Source organism: Novipirellula methanifontis (genome assembly GCF_052161655.1).
Taxonomy (GTDB): domain Bacteria; phylum Planctomycetota; class Planctomycetia; order Pirellulales; family Pirellulaceae; genus Novipirellula.
This window is the reverse complement of sequence record NZ_CP197418.1, coordinates 801,639-817,652: the sequence shown is the minus strand read 5'-3', so window position 1 is coordinate 817,652 and position 16,014 is coordinate 801,639. Positions and strand designations below refer to the sequence as shown.

The 16,014-nt window shown below is 55.1% G+C and carries 9 protein-coding genes; 1 reads left to right on the top strand and 8 read right to left on the bottom strand.

Annotated elements, in window-relative coordinates; translation table 11 throughout:
* Positions 1–241 precede the first annotated feature (241 nt).
* A complete protein-coding gene (locus SH528x_RS02850; RefSeq protein ID WP_442509024.1) occupies positions 242–1,531 on the top strand; it encodes an Lpg1974 family pore-forming outer membrane protein in 1,290 nt (429 codons plus the stop codon).
* 221 nt (positions 1,532–1,752) lie between these two features.
* On the opposite strand, the gene SH528x_RS02845 is transcribed toward SH528x_RS02850, so the two are convergent.
* The 8 genes from SH528x_RS02845 to SH528x_RS02810 all read right to left on the bottom strand — a co-directional run bounded on the left by SH528x_RS02845 (position 1,753) and on the right by SH528x_RS02810 (position 16,012).
* Complete coding sequence (locus SH528x_RS02845) at positions 1,753–2,412, bottom strand: CPBP family intramembrane glutamic endopeptidase (protein ID WP_442509023.1); 660 nt, start codon at positions 2,410–2,412, stop codon at positions 1,753–1,755.
* A 102-nt stretch (positions 2,413–2,514) separates the two neighbouring features.
* Positions 2,515–3,501, bottom strand: a complete 987-nt coding sequence (locus tag SH528x_RS02840; protein ID WP_442509022.1) for an ABC transporter ATP-binding protein — start codon at positions 3,499–3,501, stop codon at positions 2,515–2,517.
* Positions 3,498–4,517, bottom strand: a complete 1,020-nt coding sequence (locus SH528x_RS02835) for an ABC transporter ATP-binding protein (protein ID WP_442509021.1) — start codon at positions 4,515–4,517, stop codon at positions 3,498–3,500. The genes SH528x_RS02840 and SH528x_RS02835 overlap by 4 nt, the downstream gene beginning before the upstream one ends.
* A 108-nt stretch (positions 4,518–4,625) precedes the next feature.
* A complete protein-coding gene (locus SH528x_RS02830) occupies positions 4,626–5,867 on the bottom strand; it encodes an ABC transporter permease (RefSeq protein WP_442509020.1) in 1,242 nt (413 codons plus the stop codon).
* A complete protein-coding gene (locus tag SH528x_RS02825) occupies positions 5,864–6,793 on the bottom strand; it encodes an ABC transporter permease (RefSeq protein WP_442509019.1) in 930 nt (309 codons plus the stop codon). The genes SH528x_RS02830 and SH528x_RS02825 overlap by 4 nt, the downstream gene beginning before the upstream one ends.
* Positions 6,794–6,814: 21 nt before the next feature.
* Positions 6,815–8,776, bottom strand: a complete 1,962-nt coding sequence (locus SH528x_RS02820) for a peptide ABC transporter substrate-binding protein (RefSeq protein WP_442509018.1) — start codon at positions 8,774–8,776, stop codon at positions 6,815–6,817.
* A gap of 362 nt (positions 8,777–9,138) precedes the next feature.
* The gene (locus tag SH528x_RS02815; RefSeq protein ID WP_442509017.1) at positions 9,139–14,172 is read right to left on the bottom strand and encodes a PAS domain-containing protein; all 5,034 of its coding nucleotides are present in this window, start codon (positions 14,170–14,172) and stop codon (positions 9,139–9,141) included.
* 622 nt (positions 14,173–14,794) lie between these two features.
* On the bottom strand, positions 14,795–16,012 hold the full coding sequence (locus SH528x_RS02810) for an amino acid aminotransferase (protein WP_442509016.1): 1,218 nt from the start codon (positions 16,010–16,012) through the stop codon (positions 14,795–14,797).
* Positions 16,013–16,014 lie beyond the last annotated feature (2 nt).

Sequence of the window (16,014 nt, the reverse complement as noted above, 5' to 3'; positions counted from 1 at the left end):
GCTCTGGTGAGCGTAGCCACGAGAGCAATAGGCCGCACGTCCCGAGCGAAAGGCGACTTTGCGATCCCCGATTGTCGCTGGATTGTGCACTATCGCGCACATTTCCCAATCAGAGGTGTGCACTTGCTGTGAAGATAGTGTGGTCAACCAAGGTTCACCTGCGGCGCGGGGCAATCTGGTGTCGTTGTGAGTGGGGATCCGATGAAAAGGGTAACACACCTTTCGCAATGGATTGCAAAGAATGACTACCAATAAATGCCGACGCACGGTCGGTTCGCCTGGCCTACGGATGCTCCTCGTCTTGCTCGCGACGGGGGGATTGAGCGGGACGATTGCCTCCGCTCAGCAATACGATTTTTCCTCTGGACCGGGATACCCGTCGTGTGATTCGCCTGGGAATTGCGAATCGTCGGATGTCTTTTGGCCGTCCCGCAGCCAGGGCAATGCCCTTTTCTCACGCCATAATCATTACCAAGCAGGATCGCTGGGCTGTACCGACTCGACAATGGGTGGGAACGTTTTGCCGCCTAACTGGTTCAACGCTCCCCACATGCCACTGGACTCAACCGTCTACAGTGCACCCCGCCGAGCGGTGGTTCAACCTTCGCAGTGCCAACCAAGTTACATGTCGGCGGCATCAGCTTGCGCACCTGCACCCGCACCTCGCAACGGAACCCTGTTGGGCGGATTCGAATTCATGTGGATGCGAGCCCATTTTGACCAGAACGTGGCGATGATCATTGACCCACCGGTAGGCAATACACTAGTGCCGTTCTCCTACAACTATGAACTTACGCCTCGTGTTTGGTTGGGTTGGCAATCGCGTCATGGTGGCGGTGGATTTCGGGCGACTTACTTTCGCTTCAACGAGCAAGCCAATACCGAAGCGGTGACTGCGGTCACAGGCTCGACTCCGGTGTTCGTGTACGTCTACGGTGCCGGCGGCAACTTGTCGCGAAACGCCCAGGCTCAAGTTGGCGAAACGTTAACGTCGAGCCACGAGTTAAATCTACAAGCACTTGATCTGGAGGCAACACAGCAGTTTCATTGGAATTCGCTGCAGGGAACCCTTGGCGGCGGCGTGCGAATCGCCAGTATCAAGCAATACATGCGTGGAGACGTTCGCGATGCAGGCGGCGTGCTGCAAGAATCGGTCAGCAACGACTTGGACGTCCAGGGTGCCGGCCCTACGGCATCGCTGCAGCTCCGCCGCGGGATTGGTGGCAGCCGACTTGGGATGTACGGCGGCCTCCGTGGCTCGCTGTTGATGAGCGAGACCACGCAAAAGATTTACGAGATGAAAAACGTCTTCACAACCGAGCTCGAGGATGCTGCGATACACCGTGAAGTCATCACCGCCATGGAGATGTCAATGGGTTTGCAGTGGAATCAATCGCTCGGTCAGCACTCGTCTTGGTTCGCCCGAGCCGGTTACGAAGGCCAAGCCTGGTTTGACGCCGGAGGCCCCGTCGATTCATCGAGCACCATCTCGCTGGACGCCATCACCTTCGCCCTCGGGTTGCAATATTAATCAGCGGGATCGACATCAGAGAGGGGTCTTGTGCAAGGAACGATGGTAATCAGGGGTTAGTTTGGCGATGCATCGGTAAGGATTTCGCGGGCCCTAGCGTTTTGTCAGTCCTTGATTTTAGGGTAGTGGATCTTGCTAAAGATCCTCCCACACTCAAGAAACAGGGAGCTTTAGCAAGCTCCACTACAATAAAAACCCTAAGTTTTTGACTAGACGAAGCACTAGGCTTCGCTGGCGTTGTCCGGGTCGTCGCGTTTGAAGCTGGGGCTTAGTAGTTGGACGGCGTCGTAGGCGGCGTGAGCTGCGATCGGGATGAGCAGATTGTCGGTCCAAAGCAGTAATGCACCAAAGTACAGCCCCATTGCTCCGGCCAGCACGACGTAGAGCCGCGTGATCGGATGGACCATTCCAAACGCGATCGACGATCCGATTAGCGCTGCACCCCATTCCACCGGACTCGGTGCTGCGTCGGCGCCACCGATGTGGGCAAGCCAGGGAAGTAGCCAGCCGCGAAACAACAGCTCTTCGCCCACACCGGCGCAAAGACTGATCACGACGAGCTCGGCACGCCCAAGACTGAGCAGCGTGCGAATCATCCCGTCCTCGCTAAGCCGCTCCAGTTCGCGAACTGGTTCCCAGGGAATTTTGCGAAGCAACGCTATCACGATTAGCATCGGCACCGCTGCGGCACAGCCGTAGGCCAGCCCCGAACCGATACTTCGCAGATTGTCGATTCCCGCCTCAGGAATCATCGCTCGCGGGTCGGGTCCGAGGGCCCATCCCAGCAGAAGTGCCAGCAGCCCGAGCGCCGACTCAAAGATCACTGCTGTCAAAAACAGGTCATTGGGCGACTGGTCGAGCGTTTCTTCGTGTTCATCCATACCGAAAGCGTACGCGGCGGGTGCGTTTTCGGCACCCCCGTATGCGGTAATTCCGTCAAGAATGCGGCTGAATGCTGTGGTTCAGCCGCCGGGTCCTCTTGGCTACGACGTCTCGGGACAGCGCACGTGGCAAGCGGCCGCGTGGGCTTGATCGCCCAGATTCGGACGTATTTCACGGCACTTCTGCTCCGCAATCCAGCAGCGATCGACAAAGACACACCCCGGATATTCGCGATCGGGCGAGGGAACTTCGCCTTCGAGCACGATTCGGTCCCGTGTCGCCGCCACCACAGGGTCCGGCACCGGAACCGCCGATAGCAACGCCTCGGTATAAGGATGAGTCGGCGATCGATACAAGTCGGCCGCGTCCGCAAGCTCGACCATTCGCCCCAAATACATCACTCCGACGCGGGTCGCGATGTGCCGAACGACGCTCAAGTCATGAGCAATGAACAAATACGACAGCCCAAGTCGCTGTTGCAATTCCATCAACAAATTGATGATCTGGGCCTGGATCGAAACGTCCAAAGCAGACACGGGTTCGTCGCACAGAATCAATTTGGGCTCGACCGCGAGGGCTCGAGCGATCCCAATCCGCTGACGTTGGCCGCCACTAAATTCATGCGGATACCGATTGAGGAATCGTGGGTTCAACCCGACCAATTCCATCAACCGAATCACTTCGAGTTTGCGATCTCGTCCTTGAGCCAAGTTATGCACCACAAGCGGTTCGCCAATGATGCCACCCACGGTCATACGTGGGTTCAGCGATGCAAATGGATCTTGAAACACCATTTGGACTTGCCGGCGATAAGGCAGCATCTCACGGTCACGAAGTCCCGTGACATCCGATCCGTTCAGCCGGATGGTCCCGGCGGTGGGTGGCACCAAGCCGATGATGGCACGCGCGGTGGTCGATTTTCCGCAGCCCGATTCACCCACCAAACCCAGCGTCTCGCCTTCTTTGATTTGGAACGAGATATCGTCGACGGCACGGATTACACCTCGCTCTGGTCGGAACAGTGATCCACGACTAAACGGAAAGTGGACCTTCAAATTCTGGACATCAAGCAATGGACTTTGGCTCATTGGGTCACCTCATAATCGCGAGGCGTCGCGTTTTCAACATCGACGATGCATGCCGCCAATCGTCCTTCGCCCGCTGGTGCAAGCGGTGGATCGATAGTGGCACATTTGTCAATCGAGTAAGGGCATCGAGCACGAAAGGAGCATCCCGCTGGGATGCGTGCCATGTCAGGCGGTTGACCTGGGATTGCTTGCAGCAATTCACTTTGCTCTTGATCAAATCGAGGCAACGAATTCAATAACCCCAACGTGTAGGGATGTTTCGGCTGGGCGAACAAATCGTTCACCGAAGCCTTTTCGACCACACGGCCGGCATACATCACCAAGACGCGGTGGCAAACACCGGCGACCACGCCAAGGTCATGCGTGATCAACAAAATACTGGTGCCTCGACGTTTCTGAAGATCGGCCAACAGATCCAATATCTGAGCCTGGATTGTCACGTCCAGTGCTGTCGTTGGTTCATCGGCGATCAACACGTCGGGCTCACACGACAATGCCATCGCGATCATCACTCGTTGCCGCATACCGCCACTGAATTGATGCGGGTAATCGCGTAAACGTTTTGCTGGCGAGCTAATCCCGACAAGCTCGAGCATCTCGACGGCGCGACTGCGGGCTTGTTTTTTAGTCAGTCCCAGATGCAACTGCGTGATCTCGCACATCTGTTGCTCGATCGTCATCAACGGATTGAGCGCCGTCATCGGATCTTGAAAGATCATCGCGATCTTTCGGCCTCGGATCGTTCGCAATTGCGATTCGTTCATCTTCAGCAGATCGCGACCGCCGTAGATTGCCGAGCCGCCATCGATGCGTCCCGGAGGTTTGGGAACCAGTCCCATCAGCGCCAGGTTGGTCACGCTTTTTCCGCTGCCGCTTTCGCCGACAATCCCCACTGTTTCGCCGGGACCAATGTCAAACGACACGCCACGAACCGCGCGGACGATGCCGTCGTCGGTTTTAAAGCTGACCTGTAAATTTTCGACCGAAAGGATCGGTGAATCGTTGGATTCGGGCATCAAATCTAAACTTTGTCTGAAAAGGGGTCTGACCCTCTCTGAAATGGTAATGTCATAAAAAGTGAAATGCTCTCTCTACAAAGGGTCAGACCCCTTTTCGGACCGCACCTAGTCCCGGTTTTTCATACGTGGATCCAGTGCGTCACGAAGTCCGTCACCGAGAAAATTCAACGCAAACAAAGTCGACGCTAGCGAGAGGCCTGGGAAAACCACGACCCACCAAAACAACTTGACACTCGAAAGAGCTTCCACACCATCGTTCAGTAGCAGCCCCCACGAAACATCGGGCGGGGCCACGCCCAGACCGAGGAACGACAAGAAGGCTTCGAACAACATTACCGAGGGAATCGTCAGCGTCAGATAGACGATCACGATCCCTAGTACATTGGGCACCAGATGGCGAAAAATGATCCGTGGCGGTGATGCCCCCACGGTTCGCGCCGACTCGACAAATTGTTCATGGCGAAGCGATAGGATCTGGCCCCGAACCACTCGCGACATCGTTAACCAGTAGATGGCTCCGATGATGATGTAAAAGATCGTGATCTGGTCGACTCCAATTCCATCAAGCTTTTTCTTGACGCTGTCTTCGCCCAAAAACGTGACCAAGAAGATGACGACAAAAATAAACGGGATCGAATACATCATGTCGACGATTCGCATCATGATCGCATCGACCCAGCCTCCGAAATAACCCGCGATCGCGCCGTAGCTGACTCCGATCAACAAACTGACCAGCGTCGCGACGATCCCAACGATCAACGACACTCGGGCTCCCCAAAATACGCGGGCTAAAAGATCGCGGCCAAGAATGTCGGTGCCGAACATACTCGGAAGTGCATAGTCGCCAAACAGGGCCACGCGAGCCCGGGTGAGTTGCCAGGAAACCGGACCGAGCTCGTTCCAAAGCTGGTTAAAGGGGTGTTCGACCTGGTAGCGTTCGTCGATCGAGAGGATCAGTTCTGCTTGTTCCTTTAGATCCGTCGTGGCATCTAGCTCTTGCTGTAGCTCAGCGATCTCGGCATTGAACGCCGCCAGTTCGCTCGTCAAGCGTCCGTCAGCAAACTTCAATCCCTCGCGGCCGCCCATGACCACGGTTTGCAGATTGGGTGACAAAAAACGGCGGTTGTTCAAATCTTTGTCGATCGGGCTTTGCAGCGGCAACAGTGGGGTCAGCAGCGCCAACAGCGCCAACACGACCAGGAATGCCATCGACGCCATGGCAGTTCGCTTGCGACGCAACCGTTTCCACGCGTCTTGCCAAAGCGAAACGCCACGTATTTCTTTCGATTCATCGAGCAGTTTTTCAAGCAGCTCGCGATCGAGTTCTTTTTTATTCGGGGCACTCATTGCAATTTCACCCGTGGATCGATGATCGAGTACGAAATGTCCACAAGCGAATTCATGATGAACAAGATAACGGTGTAAGTGAGGACCATGCCCATCGCGAGTGTGTAGTCACGCTGGGTTGCGGCATAGATAAAGTGGCTGCCCATGCCAGGCAAGGCAAAGATTTTCTCCAGCACCAACGATCCCGTCAAAACACTGGCAGTTGCGGGGCCGAGATACGAAACAACGGGCAACATCGCCCCGGGCAAAACATGTCGCGTGATCACGGTTCGCCGTGGAAGGCCTTTTGCAAAAGCCGTTCGCACATGATCGCGAGTCATCACTTCTAACATTCCAGCACGCGTCAGCCGCGCGATGTACGCCGCCACCGGGGCTCCTAAACACAACGCCGGCAACGCGACTTGCCGCAGCGTGCCCCAGCCGCCCGCGGGAAAGATTTGGATCCCAAATACGAACAACAAAATCGCCAGACTGGCAAGCACAAAGTTCGGAATCGCGATCCCCAACACCGCTGCCGCCATCATGCCGACATCGGCAAACGAACCGCGATAAACCGCCGACACCACTCCCGCCGAAACGCCCAAGATGATGGCGAACACCAAGGCAAAAATCGCCAGCGACGCCGATACGGGAAAACCTTCGGCGAGCACTTGGTTGACGCTGTAATCTTCTAACCGGATGCACCAACCGAGATCAAATCGCGTGACGATTCCCACCAGATAATCGACATATTGTTCTATTGGCGGAGCGTCCAGGTTATAGCGTGCCTTCAGCTGCCGCTCGATTGCCGGCGGTACATTGCGTTCGCTGCTGAACGGGTTGCCCGGAACGCTTCGCATCAACACAAACGACACGCTGTAGACAATCCACAACGTGATCAGCATCCAGCCGAATCGCTTGATGATGTAGCTAAGTAAATCTCGCATGCAAATCCTTTGTGGACCTTCTTACTTTCGATACTCGAGCAAATTCAGGGGATGTAAATCCTGGGCACTTGGAAAGAACCCTTTGACGTTGGGTTTGACCATATTGATCGAGGTGTAGAAATAGATCGGAATCACCGGCATCTCGTCGACCCAGATCTGTTCGGCTCGCTGCAACAATTTCATTCGTTTCGCCGGATCGCCCTCGCGAGCCGAATCGGCGATCAATTGGTCGTACTCTTTGTTGCTCCAATTGGTGCTGTTCTGAGGCCCGTCGGTGACCCACATGTCTAGGAACGTGTTGGGGTCGGGGTAATCCGCAATCCAGCCCGCCCGGGCGATGTCATAGTCTTTCTGCTGAGTCTTATCCAGAAAGCTGCCCCATTCCATGTTTTGCAGTTCGACTTTTACGTTCAAGTTGTTCAGCAATTGTTGCTGGATCACTTCGGCGATCGCGCGATGTCCTTCGCTGGTGTTGTACAGCAACGTCATTTTGGGAATGCCGCGACCACCGGGATAACCTGCCTCCGCGAGCAGTTGTTTCGCTTCCTCGATGTCGGGATTGATGCCCACAGCACTCTCGTACAGCGCGAGCCCCGGAGGGACGTTCGTGTAGGCCGGGATTTGTCCCGACTTGGTCACTTGCTCGACAATCTGAACACGGTTAATCGCCTTGGCGATGGCGCGGCGAATACGGGCGTCATCAAGCGGTTTGCGAGCCACATTCAAACGATAGAAGTAGACCGACAATTGGGGCGCGGTGATGAAATCGTCACGCGTTTTCAATTCTTCTAACAACGCGGTCGGCGGATCGGTCACCCATTGAATTTGCCCCGTTTCGTACATGTTCAACGCCGTGTTTTGTCCTTCCATCGAAAGAAAGTCGACGGTGTCAAAGCCGTTGGGATTGACCGCATGATAGTCTTCGTTTTTGACCAACCGCAATCGATCTCGCAAACGACGGAACCCTAGTTTAAATGGCCCATTGGTGACGATGTTCTCGGCCTTGGTCCACAGAGGTGACCCGAAGGTTTCCACGCACTTTCGATTCACCGCGAACAGCGGATAGTAGGACGCTAGGTTGGGAAAGTAGGGCACCGCGTCCTTCAAATGAACAATGAAGGTGCGGTCGTCGGGCGTTTCTAAACTGCCGAGTTTGCCAAAGGCGACCATCACAGCGTGACAGCGAGAGGTATTTTCATCGGCGACTGTTGAGTTCAAGTCAACGGTGAAGGTTTGCGATTTAACCTCGTCGTCCCACTGAACTTCGCCATCGGCGTTTTCCTTGGCAACGTCGACGCGATAGACCCATTGTTGTTGCCAATCGAGCATCGCATCTTCGCGTTCTTCGTCGCCGAGATCGTCCGCCAATTTCGGTTCCGGCGGTTTGACGATCTCACGAAGTGTTCCATACAGCATCGTTCCGCGAGGAAAGTTCTGCTGGCTCGATTCAGTGGGCGTATCGAGCGGACGGTCCCACAGTTCGACTTCGACGCGGTCACCGACTTCGACCAAGCCGCCGGCGTATTGTTCGGCAAATGGCACCGCGTATAGCTGGAAGGTGTACTCGCAAGCGGTTTCCGGGTGCAGCATCCGCTGCCAGCTCCAGGCGAAATCGTGACTGGTGACCGGAGTGCCATCGGTCCAGAATGCATTGTCGCGGAGATGGAAGGTATAGGTGCGGCCGTCGTTGGAAATCTCATACGACTCGGCCACCCCGGGCTGAGGCGACATCGGCTGCAATCCCGTTATCGGATCGGGATCGCCCTCGGGCATCATCGTCAACAGTCCCTCGAACAGCGCGAAGATGATCCGGCTTTCGATGTTGCCTGTGGCCCGCGCGGGGTCGATGGTCTTCGGATCGCTGCCGTTTTGGAGGCTAAAGTCAGCGGGGGCGGTCGCATCAAATAACGATGCCCAAGCGACAGCGGCGACCACGACAAGGCAGGCGACGATCAGGAAAGCACGACGAACTTCGGGAGGCACGCGGGGAATCTCCAGTACGAACAATAACGATCTGCTGCGAGATTCTAACCGAGATTGCCTATTGGATGGGACAGCGGTTTTTTGCGGAGCGTTTCCAGCTGCATCTTCGTCAACGACGCGTGGCTTTGGGGCGTGTACGAAGCACTACACCATGACTGTGGCGAAGTTGGCAACGTTGTCAGCAAGACAATTTTCTGCCCGTCATTTCTTGCAAAAACAAGATTTTTTCGCTCGGGGGCTGTCGAATCACACTGTAGCGAAGTAGGGCCGGTTCCTACCGAACGTCCCCTCCGTTTCGCCGATCACATCGCTCAGCCAGCACCCGTGGCCGGTAGGAACCGGCCATACTGGGCTCCAGGCCCTTAGTTTGAGGGGGCTGCGAGGTGTTCTTGCACAAGGGCTTGAAGCTGTCCGATTTGCACCGGTTTACTGATGTAGTCATCCATGCCGGCATCGAGGCAGCGTTCGCGATCGCCTAAGAGCGAGTTGGCCGTGAGTGCCACAATCTGCATCTTTCCAGCGAGCATGCCAGCTTGTTCACGTTTGCGAATCTCACGCGTTGCGGTGAATCCATCCATCTTGGGCATTTGGCAATCCATCAGAATCAGGTCGTAGTGATTCTTGCTGATCGCCTTGATCGCTTCCTCGCCGTTGGTCACGACTTCACAGGTGCAACCGAAATGCTTTAGCAGCTCGCTAATGTAAAACTGGTTGGTGAGATTGTCTTCGGCCACCAGTACGTGTCCGTACAATGCACCCGAGACAGACAGTTGCTCGCTCGCAGTGATCGGTGACGGAGACGCGGCCACGAGGCTTGCAGTCTCTTTGATGATCTCCACAGGAATCTCGAACCAAAACGTCGATCCCTGGCCTTGTTGGCTTTTGACTCCGATCTCGCCACCCATTAACTGGACCAACTGCATACAGATCGACAGCCCCAGTCCGGTGCCGCCGTATTGGCGGGTCGTCGAACTGTCGATTTGCGAAAACGCCTTGAACAAGCGGTTTTTGCGGTCCTCGGGGATGCCCAGACCCGTGTCGGTTATCGAGATACGTACCCGGGCATTCTTTCCACGACGCGAAACTTGTTCTCCGACCAAGCTAATTCCACCATGCGAGGTAAACTTCATCGCATTACCCAGCAGGTTCGCTAGAATTTGGCAGAGGCGGTGGTCGTCACAGCGAACGAGTGCATGCAGTTCGGGAGCCAACCGGCAATCCAAGCTCAACCCCTTGTCGGCGACTAACGGAGCGTTGGCGGCGACAACGTCTTGCGCCACTTTTGCCAAATTGCATTCGCGCGGTTCAAGTTCTAATTTACCCGCTTCGATTTTAGAGAGATCAAGAATGTCATTGATCAATGCCAACAAAAGTTGACCACTCTTCTGGCCAGCTTCGACGAATTGTTGTTGCCGACTCGTCAATGCCGTCGTCCGCAACAGTTCGTTCATGCCTAGAATGCCGTTCAGTGGCGTTCGCAACTCGTGACTCATCGTTGCCAAAAACTCGCTCTTGGCCCGACTTGCCTCCTCGGCATGCACAATCGCTTTTCGCAGTGCGGCTTCGGATTGTTTGATGCTGGTCACGTTCTCGTGAGCCATCAGAATGTGCACTTCGCCATTGACGTAGATCCGCCTCATGCAGAGCTGGAACCAACGTTGTTCATCGGGCGAGTGACAGGCGTACTCGAGGCTCGACGACTCTCGTTTTCCCGCCTGGATTTCTCGCAACTCGTTCGCGACTTCTCTCGCATTGTCGTTGCCCTGTAGAATTGCCGCATCGCAGACCTCGAAGTAGTTTTGACCTTCGCAAACACTTCGAACCTCCGCTTGGCTTGCCGTCGCAAACCGTTTCCAAGCGTGATTGGTTGCGACGATCTCACCGCTCGAGTTGATTACGGCAATATGCGCGGACAACGCATCGAGTGTCACACGATTAAAGGATTCGCTATCGACGAGCGCCTGTTTCGCACGCGTGTGCTCGATCGCGAGACAGGCGAGTTCCGAGGCCCATTCCAATCGCTCTCGTTCGTTTGCACTGGGTTTTCGAGATTGGTCCGTATAAATACTAAGCGTGCCGAGTAGTTCATCATTAACGCTCAGGATCGGCATCGCCCAGCACGAATGAATTCCGGTTTGTTGGGCCAAATTTGCCCACGAACCCGACTGCAAATCGGAAGGGATGTCGCATGCGAACACTTGTTCTTTCACAAATGCCGCACGGCAAAACGGCGGCCCATGCTCTTGGATTTTGGATGCTTCGATGGCCTCGAGGTAATCGCTAGGTAGATTTAACGCGGCACGATTTGACAAATGCGTTTTAGATTTGTCGGCTAGCATCAGATGGCACATCAGCGCGGGATCTTCGGCCACGATGCTGGAGACGATCTTTTCGAGACACGATTTGAGTGAATGATCCGCGGCCAACATTCTCAGCAACTGGCTTTGGTGATTCTCTCTGAGTTCGCGAAGTTTGCGATCGGTGATATCCGAGATAAAACCTTCGATCGCTTCGACATCCCCCTGCTCGTTGTAGATCCCACGAGCCTGTTCCCAGACCCATTTCAGTTGGCCATCGGGCGTACGGACTCGATACTCGTGCTCGATCGGGCGGCGGGCTTGCAAACCGGCGGCAAACACGGCGACGACCTGCGGCAAATCATCGGGGTGGACCAAACTGCTGAAAACACAATCGCTCTGGGTCAACCGCGAGGGTGAAATGCCTAAAAGATCACGGCATCCTTCGCTGACAAATTCCATTGTCCAGTCAGCGTCGTCACGGCAGCGATAGGCCATGCCTTGCAAGTTGGCCAACAACGTCTTCAGACGACGCCCGCTTTCGGAAAGCTCTTGGGTCCGCCGCTGGACGCGTGATTCGAGTTCTTCGTTCAGACGACGCAAGTTTTCTTCGGCACGATTGCGATCGATATTGACCGCGATCGTGTTCGCTAGAATCGCCAGACTGGTCTCGAGTTCCTGGCTGAGGTTCGATTGCAAAAACGTCTCGACGACCCCGATACAACGGTCTTCGACCAACAGCGGATGGGCGGCGGTTGCGGCGATCTGATGCCGCTGAGCCCAATCGTGATCATCGAATCCATGCGCCAAGGCGGGCTGTCGAGAGATTCGCGGGCTTCGCTCGCGGACGATGGTCCCCAGCGGACTGTCGTCCACGCTGACTTGTTTGCATGAGTTCTGGTCCGCCTCTCGCTGGCCAGATTGGGCCTGCAAATGCAAGACGTTCGTTTTTGGATCGAGTGTCCAAATTCGCACCAACGTGGCATCGAGATGCTCGACCATCGCACCGGCACAAGTCTGGATTGCATCACTCAACGCAAGTTTTTCCAGGAACGCGCCGGCGACCGAGGCGGTGGCTTCGAGACGGCGAGTGTGATCAGCCAGTTGGCCTTGCGTTCGCTTGGTTTCGGAAATGTCGCGGCACGTTCCAATCGCATAGACCGGATTCCCATCGTCATCATTAAACGCACGCCACGATTCCTCGACCCATTTTTCGCTGCCGTCAGAGAGCAATATCCGGTGCTCAATCTTGCACGTCGAGTCAACGTCAAACGATTTGATCAACGCCTCGTTCACCCGTTTGCGGTCATCGGGATGAACCAGTTTTAGAAAGTCTTCATGGTTGGGAGAAAAGGACTCGGGTTGTTTTTCGAAAATACGATAGGTTTCATCCGACCAAAACACCCTCATCGTCCCGAGATCGGTTTCCCAGCTACCAATCTTGGCCACCGCTTGCGCTTCGGAGAGTCTCGATTTTTCTTTTTCGAGCTGATCGATCAACCGACGTTGTTGTGCACGGATCTTTCTCAGATCCTGTTCGATTTCTTTTTGGTCGGTGATGTCAATCGTCGAACCGGCCATGCGGTAAGGATCTCCGTTGTCGTCCCGCAACGCATCACCGCGAGCGTTGAACCAGCGATATTGGCCGGACTTGGTTCGCAAGCGGAACTCGGTGTCATAAGGCTTATTGCTGGTGAAATGTTCTTGGAGTGTGAATTCGAATTGAGCCTTATCGTCGGGGTGCACCGCATCGGAGAACGAAGAAAAAACGTTCGGAAATTCATCGTCGCGGTATCCAAGCAATTGCTTGAAACGAAGCGAGTAATAAAGTTCACCGGATCGAATGTCCCAGTCCCAGATGCCGGCGCTGGATCCGTCGGCGGCAAGTTGAAATCGTTCTTCGCTTTTTCGCAACGCCACGATATTCCGCTCTTGCTCGGTAATATCCTGGACCATCCCCAGTCGACGAATCGCTTTGCCAGATTCGTCAGTCACCACCTCGCCACGTTCACGCACCAGCCGAATTACACCGCCGGGAGCCCGGATTCGAAACTCTTGTTCGACATATTGGTTGTCCGAATCGGCCAACGAGAGCGATGTCATAACACGATCACGATCCTCGGGATGCACTTGAGCCATCAGGCAATCAATCGACCCATCGCAACGTTCCGATTGGATGCCAAAGATCTCAAACGTTTGCTGCGACCCCTGGAACCTTCCTCGGCTTAAGTCAATATCCCAGCTGCCCATGTTGGCGATACGCTCGGCGTTGGACAACAAGACTTGTCGTTCTTGCAGTTCGTTGGTGGCGTGGATCAGTTGCGACAGGTCGCGAGAAATTCCAGACAGTCCGATCAAGTTGCCGTCGGGGTCGCGTAGCGCTCGGACGTTGGTGCTGAGCGTGACAACACTGCCATCTTTGCGGAACACACCGCATTGATAATCGAGTTGCTCTGCGCCCGTTTCGACAATCGTCATGAATGTCTTGAGCGTCGCTTCAAAAGTCTCAGGAGTGATAAACTCAAGAAACGACTTGCCAATCAATTCGTGAGACTCCCAGCCGTAAATTGCTTTGGCGGCTTGGTTGATAAACGTGATGAGCCCCTCATTGTCGACGGTCCAAATCAAGTCGTGCGAGGATTCGACCAGATCACGGTAACGGCGTTCACCCGATTCGACCGCCGCTTCAGAATTCTTGCGAGCGGTGATATCTCGCCAGATGCCCAGGAGCCCCGATACATGACCGTTATCGTCCCTCAGCTGTGTGACTTGGGCATCAATCCAAACGCGAGTACCGTCTTTATGCCAATCGAGAAATTCGCCTTTCCAATCCTTGCCCTCCAAGAGAGATTGGATTTTCTGGCGGATCGAACCACGTTCTTGCACCAGATAGCGATCCAGTAACGAACGGCCCATCATTTCGTCGGCGGTCCAACCGAACAACTTCGTCGCACCGTCGTTCCAATAGCTCACCATCCCCGCCACGTCAGTCACAATCGCCGCGTCTTGGACGCAAGAGAGCAAAAGTGCATCACGCTTTGCGAGATGGGGCTCGGATGGCTTGCCCGCCGTCGATGTTGTTGCCGCTCGATCCGTCATTTGATTCTTAATGCGTCATCAGCCCGCAAGGACCGTGTGGGTGAACCGACGGTGCTAGCCGAGGGCCTCATTTAACTAACGTTTGCTGACCAGCAGCCGACGCCAACGCGTTCGGCTCTCGAAATCGACAGGCAATTAGGGGGCAGCCCAGTTTAGTCCGCACGAGGGCCTACTGGCACACCCCCTGAACACGTGGTTCCGCTGCGGTCCGAGTGTCCTCGTAATGTAGAGTCCTAGTCGGCCCCGCATCCCTATCAATCGCGGCGCTTCGGCAACCTTAACAACATCGCGAATGCGATTAAAGAACAGTTACCCAACGCCGCATCACTCAAAAGCAGGGGTTAGCCCCATTGTTACGGCAGAAGGAACCTACCAAGAGAGGGAGGGAGCGTCGACGTTGCGGCTTACACGTTTTCATCGGAGCCGACCACTTTAGCTGTGGGCTGCTAAGAGTTTGATGTCGACCCTGGATTAGGAGGACTCGTTTGTCTTCTAGTGCTACGTCGCAGCTTACTTTTAGCGTAGCGGAAGTCGTCAAGACTTTCGTTCCATCGCGGGTGCCCCCCCGAAACTCTTGACGAGTTCCGCTACGAAATGCTTCACAGCGTTGCCCCTGAAGGGCCTACAGCACAGACGCAACCGATTGGCACAGCGAATCCATTTTGTCTTCGCTCATGCCGGCGACGTTGATGCGGCCGCTGCCGACGATGTAGATGCCGTGCTTGCTTTTGAGTTCATCGACCTGCATCGGGGTCAAACCGCTAAAAGAGAACATCCCTTTTTGCTTGAGCAAAAACGAGAAATCGTGACCTGCGCCGGTGGTTTTCATCGTTTCGACAAATTGCTGCCGCAAGGCATCGATCCGCTGACGCATCTCGTCAACTTCTTGCTTCCAAAGCGTCGTCAATTCCGCGTCTTGCAAGACCGTCGCCACAATCGCACCGCCGTGACGCGGTGGGTTGCTGTAGTTGGTACGCACAATCGTTTTTAATTGACTTTGCGCCGCCTTCATCGTTTCGGAATCTGCAGCGATAAGGCAAACCGATCCAACACGTTCGCTGTACAAGCCAAAATTCTTGCTAAACGAATTGCAAACGATCGCTTCATCGACCGCCTCCAAAAGGGTATTCAGGCCCGTCTTGTCTTGCTCGATGCCATCGCCAAAGCCTTGGTAGGCAAAGTCGATCAGAGGAATCAATTGACGCTCGGCCACCGTTTGAGCAATCGCCTTCCAGTCCTCAGGGGTGGGATCGATGCCCGTCGGGTTGTGGCAGCATGCATGCAGCAGCACCGCGTCGCCCGGTTTTGTTTTTTCATTTAAATCCGCGAGCATCCCGGCAAGGTCGAACGAGGTGCGATCGCTTCCCAAGTAGCGGTAGGTTTCGCTCGCCAATCCCGCAGCGGCAAAAATAGCGGGATGGTTCGCCCACGTTGGCGAGGGCATCCAAATCCGAGCGGGTGAAAGTTGAGCGACGATGAAATCAGCCGCCACCCGAAGCGCCCCCGTGCCTCCGGGAGTCTGAAAAATGGCAACTCGGCCGGCGTCGAGCGAGTCACCGAACACGAGTGAGCGGACTTGCTCGCGATAATCCGGCAAACCATCGATCGACAGGTAGCCCTTGGTCGCCTCGTTTTCGATCAGTCGCCGCTCAGCTTCCTTGACGCACTTCAAAATCGGCGTTTGCCCCGAGGCGTCCTTGTAAACACCGACGCTGAGGTTCATCTTGCTAGGATTCTTATCCGCCAAAAATGCTTCGGTCAGCCCCAAAATGGAGTCGGGTGGAGCGGTTGGAATTCCAACGAAGCGGTGCACGGCATTCGATTTTACGGACGCATTCATAG

Excerpts from the sequence above, each read along its gene's own strand:
- SH528x_RS02850 (WP_442509024.1), top strand. The coding sequence starts at position 242 with ATGACTACCAATAAATGCCGACGCACGGTCGGTTCGCCTGGCCTACGG.
- SH528x_RS02815 (WP_442509017.1), bottom strand. The coding sequence starts at position 14,172 with ATGACGGATCGAGCGGCAACAACATCGACGGCGGGCAAGCCATCCGAG.
- SH528x_RS02810 (WP_442509016.1), bottom strand. The coding sequence starts at position 16,012 with ATGAATGCGTCCGTAAAATCGAATGCCGTGCACCGCTTCGTTGGAATT.
- SH528x_RS02830 (WP_442509020.1), bottom strand. The coding sequence starts at position 5,867 with ATGAGTGCCCCGAATAAAAAAGAACTCGATCGCGAGCTGCTTGAAAAA.
- SH528x_RS02825 (WP_442509019.1), bottom strand. The coding sequence starts at position 6,793 with ATGCGAGATTTACTTAGCTACATCATCAAGCGATTCGGCTGGATGCTG.
- SH528x_RS02845 (WP_442509023.1), bottom strand. The coding sequence starts at position 2,412 with ATGGATGAACACGAAGAAACGCTCGACCAGTCGCCCAATGACCTGTTT.
- SH528x_RS02840 (WP_442509022.1), bottom strand. The coding sequence starts at position 3,501 with ATGAGCCAAAGTCCATTGCTTGATGTCCAGAATTTGAAGGTCCACTTT.
- SH528x_RS02835 (WP_442509021.1), bottom strand. The coding sequence starts at position 4,517 with ATGCCCGAATCCAACGATTCACCGATCCTTTCGGTCGAAAATTTACAG.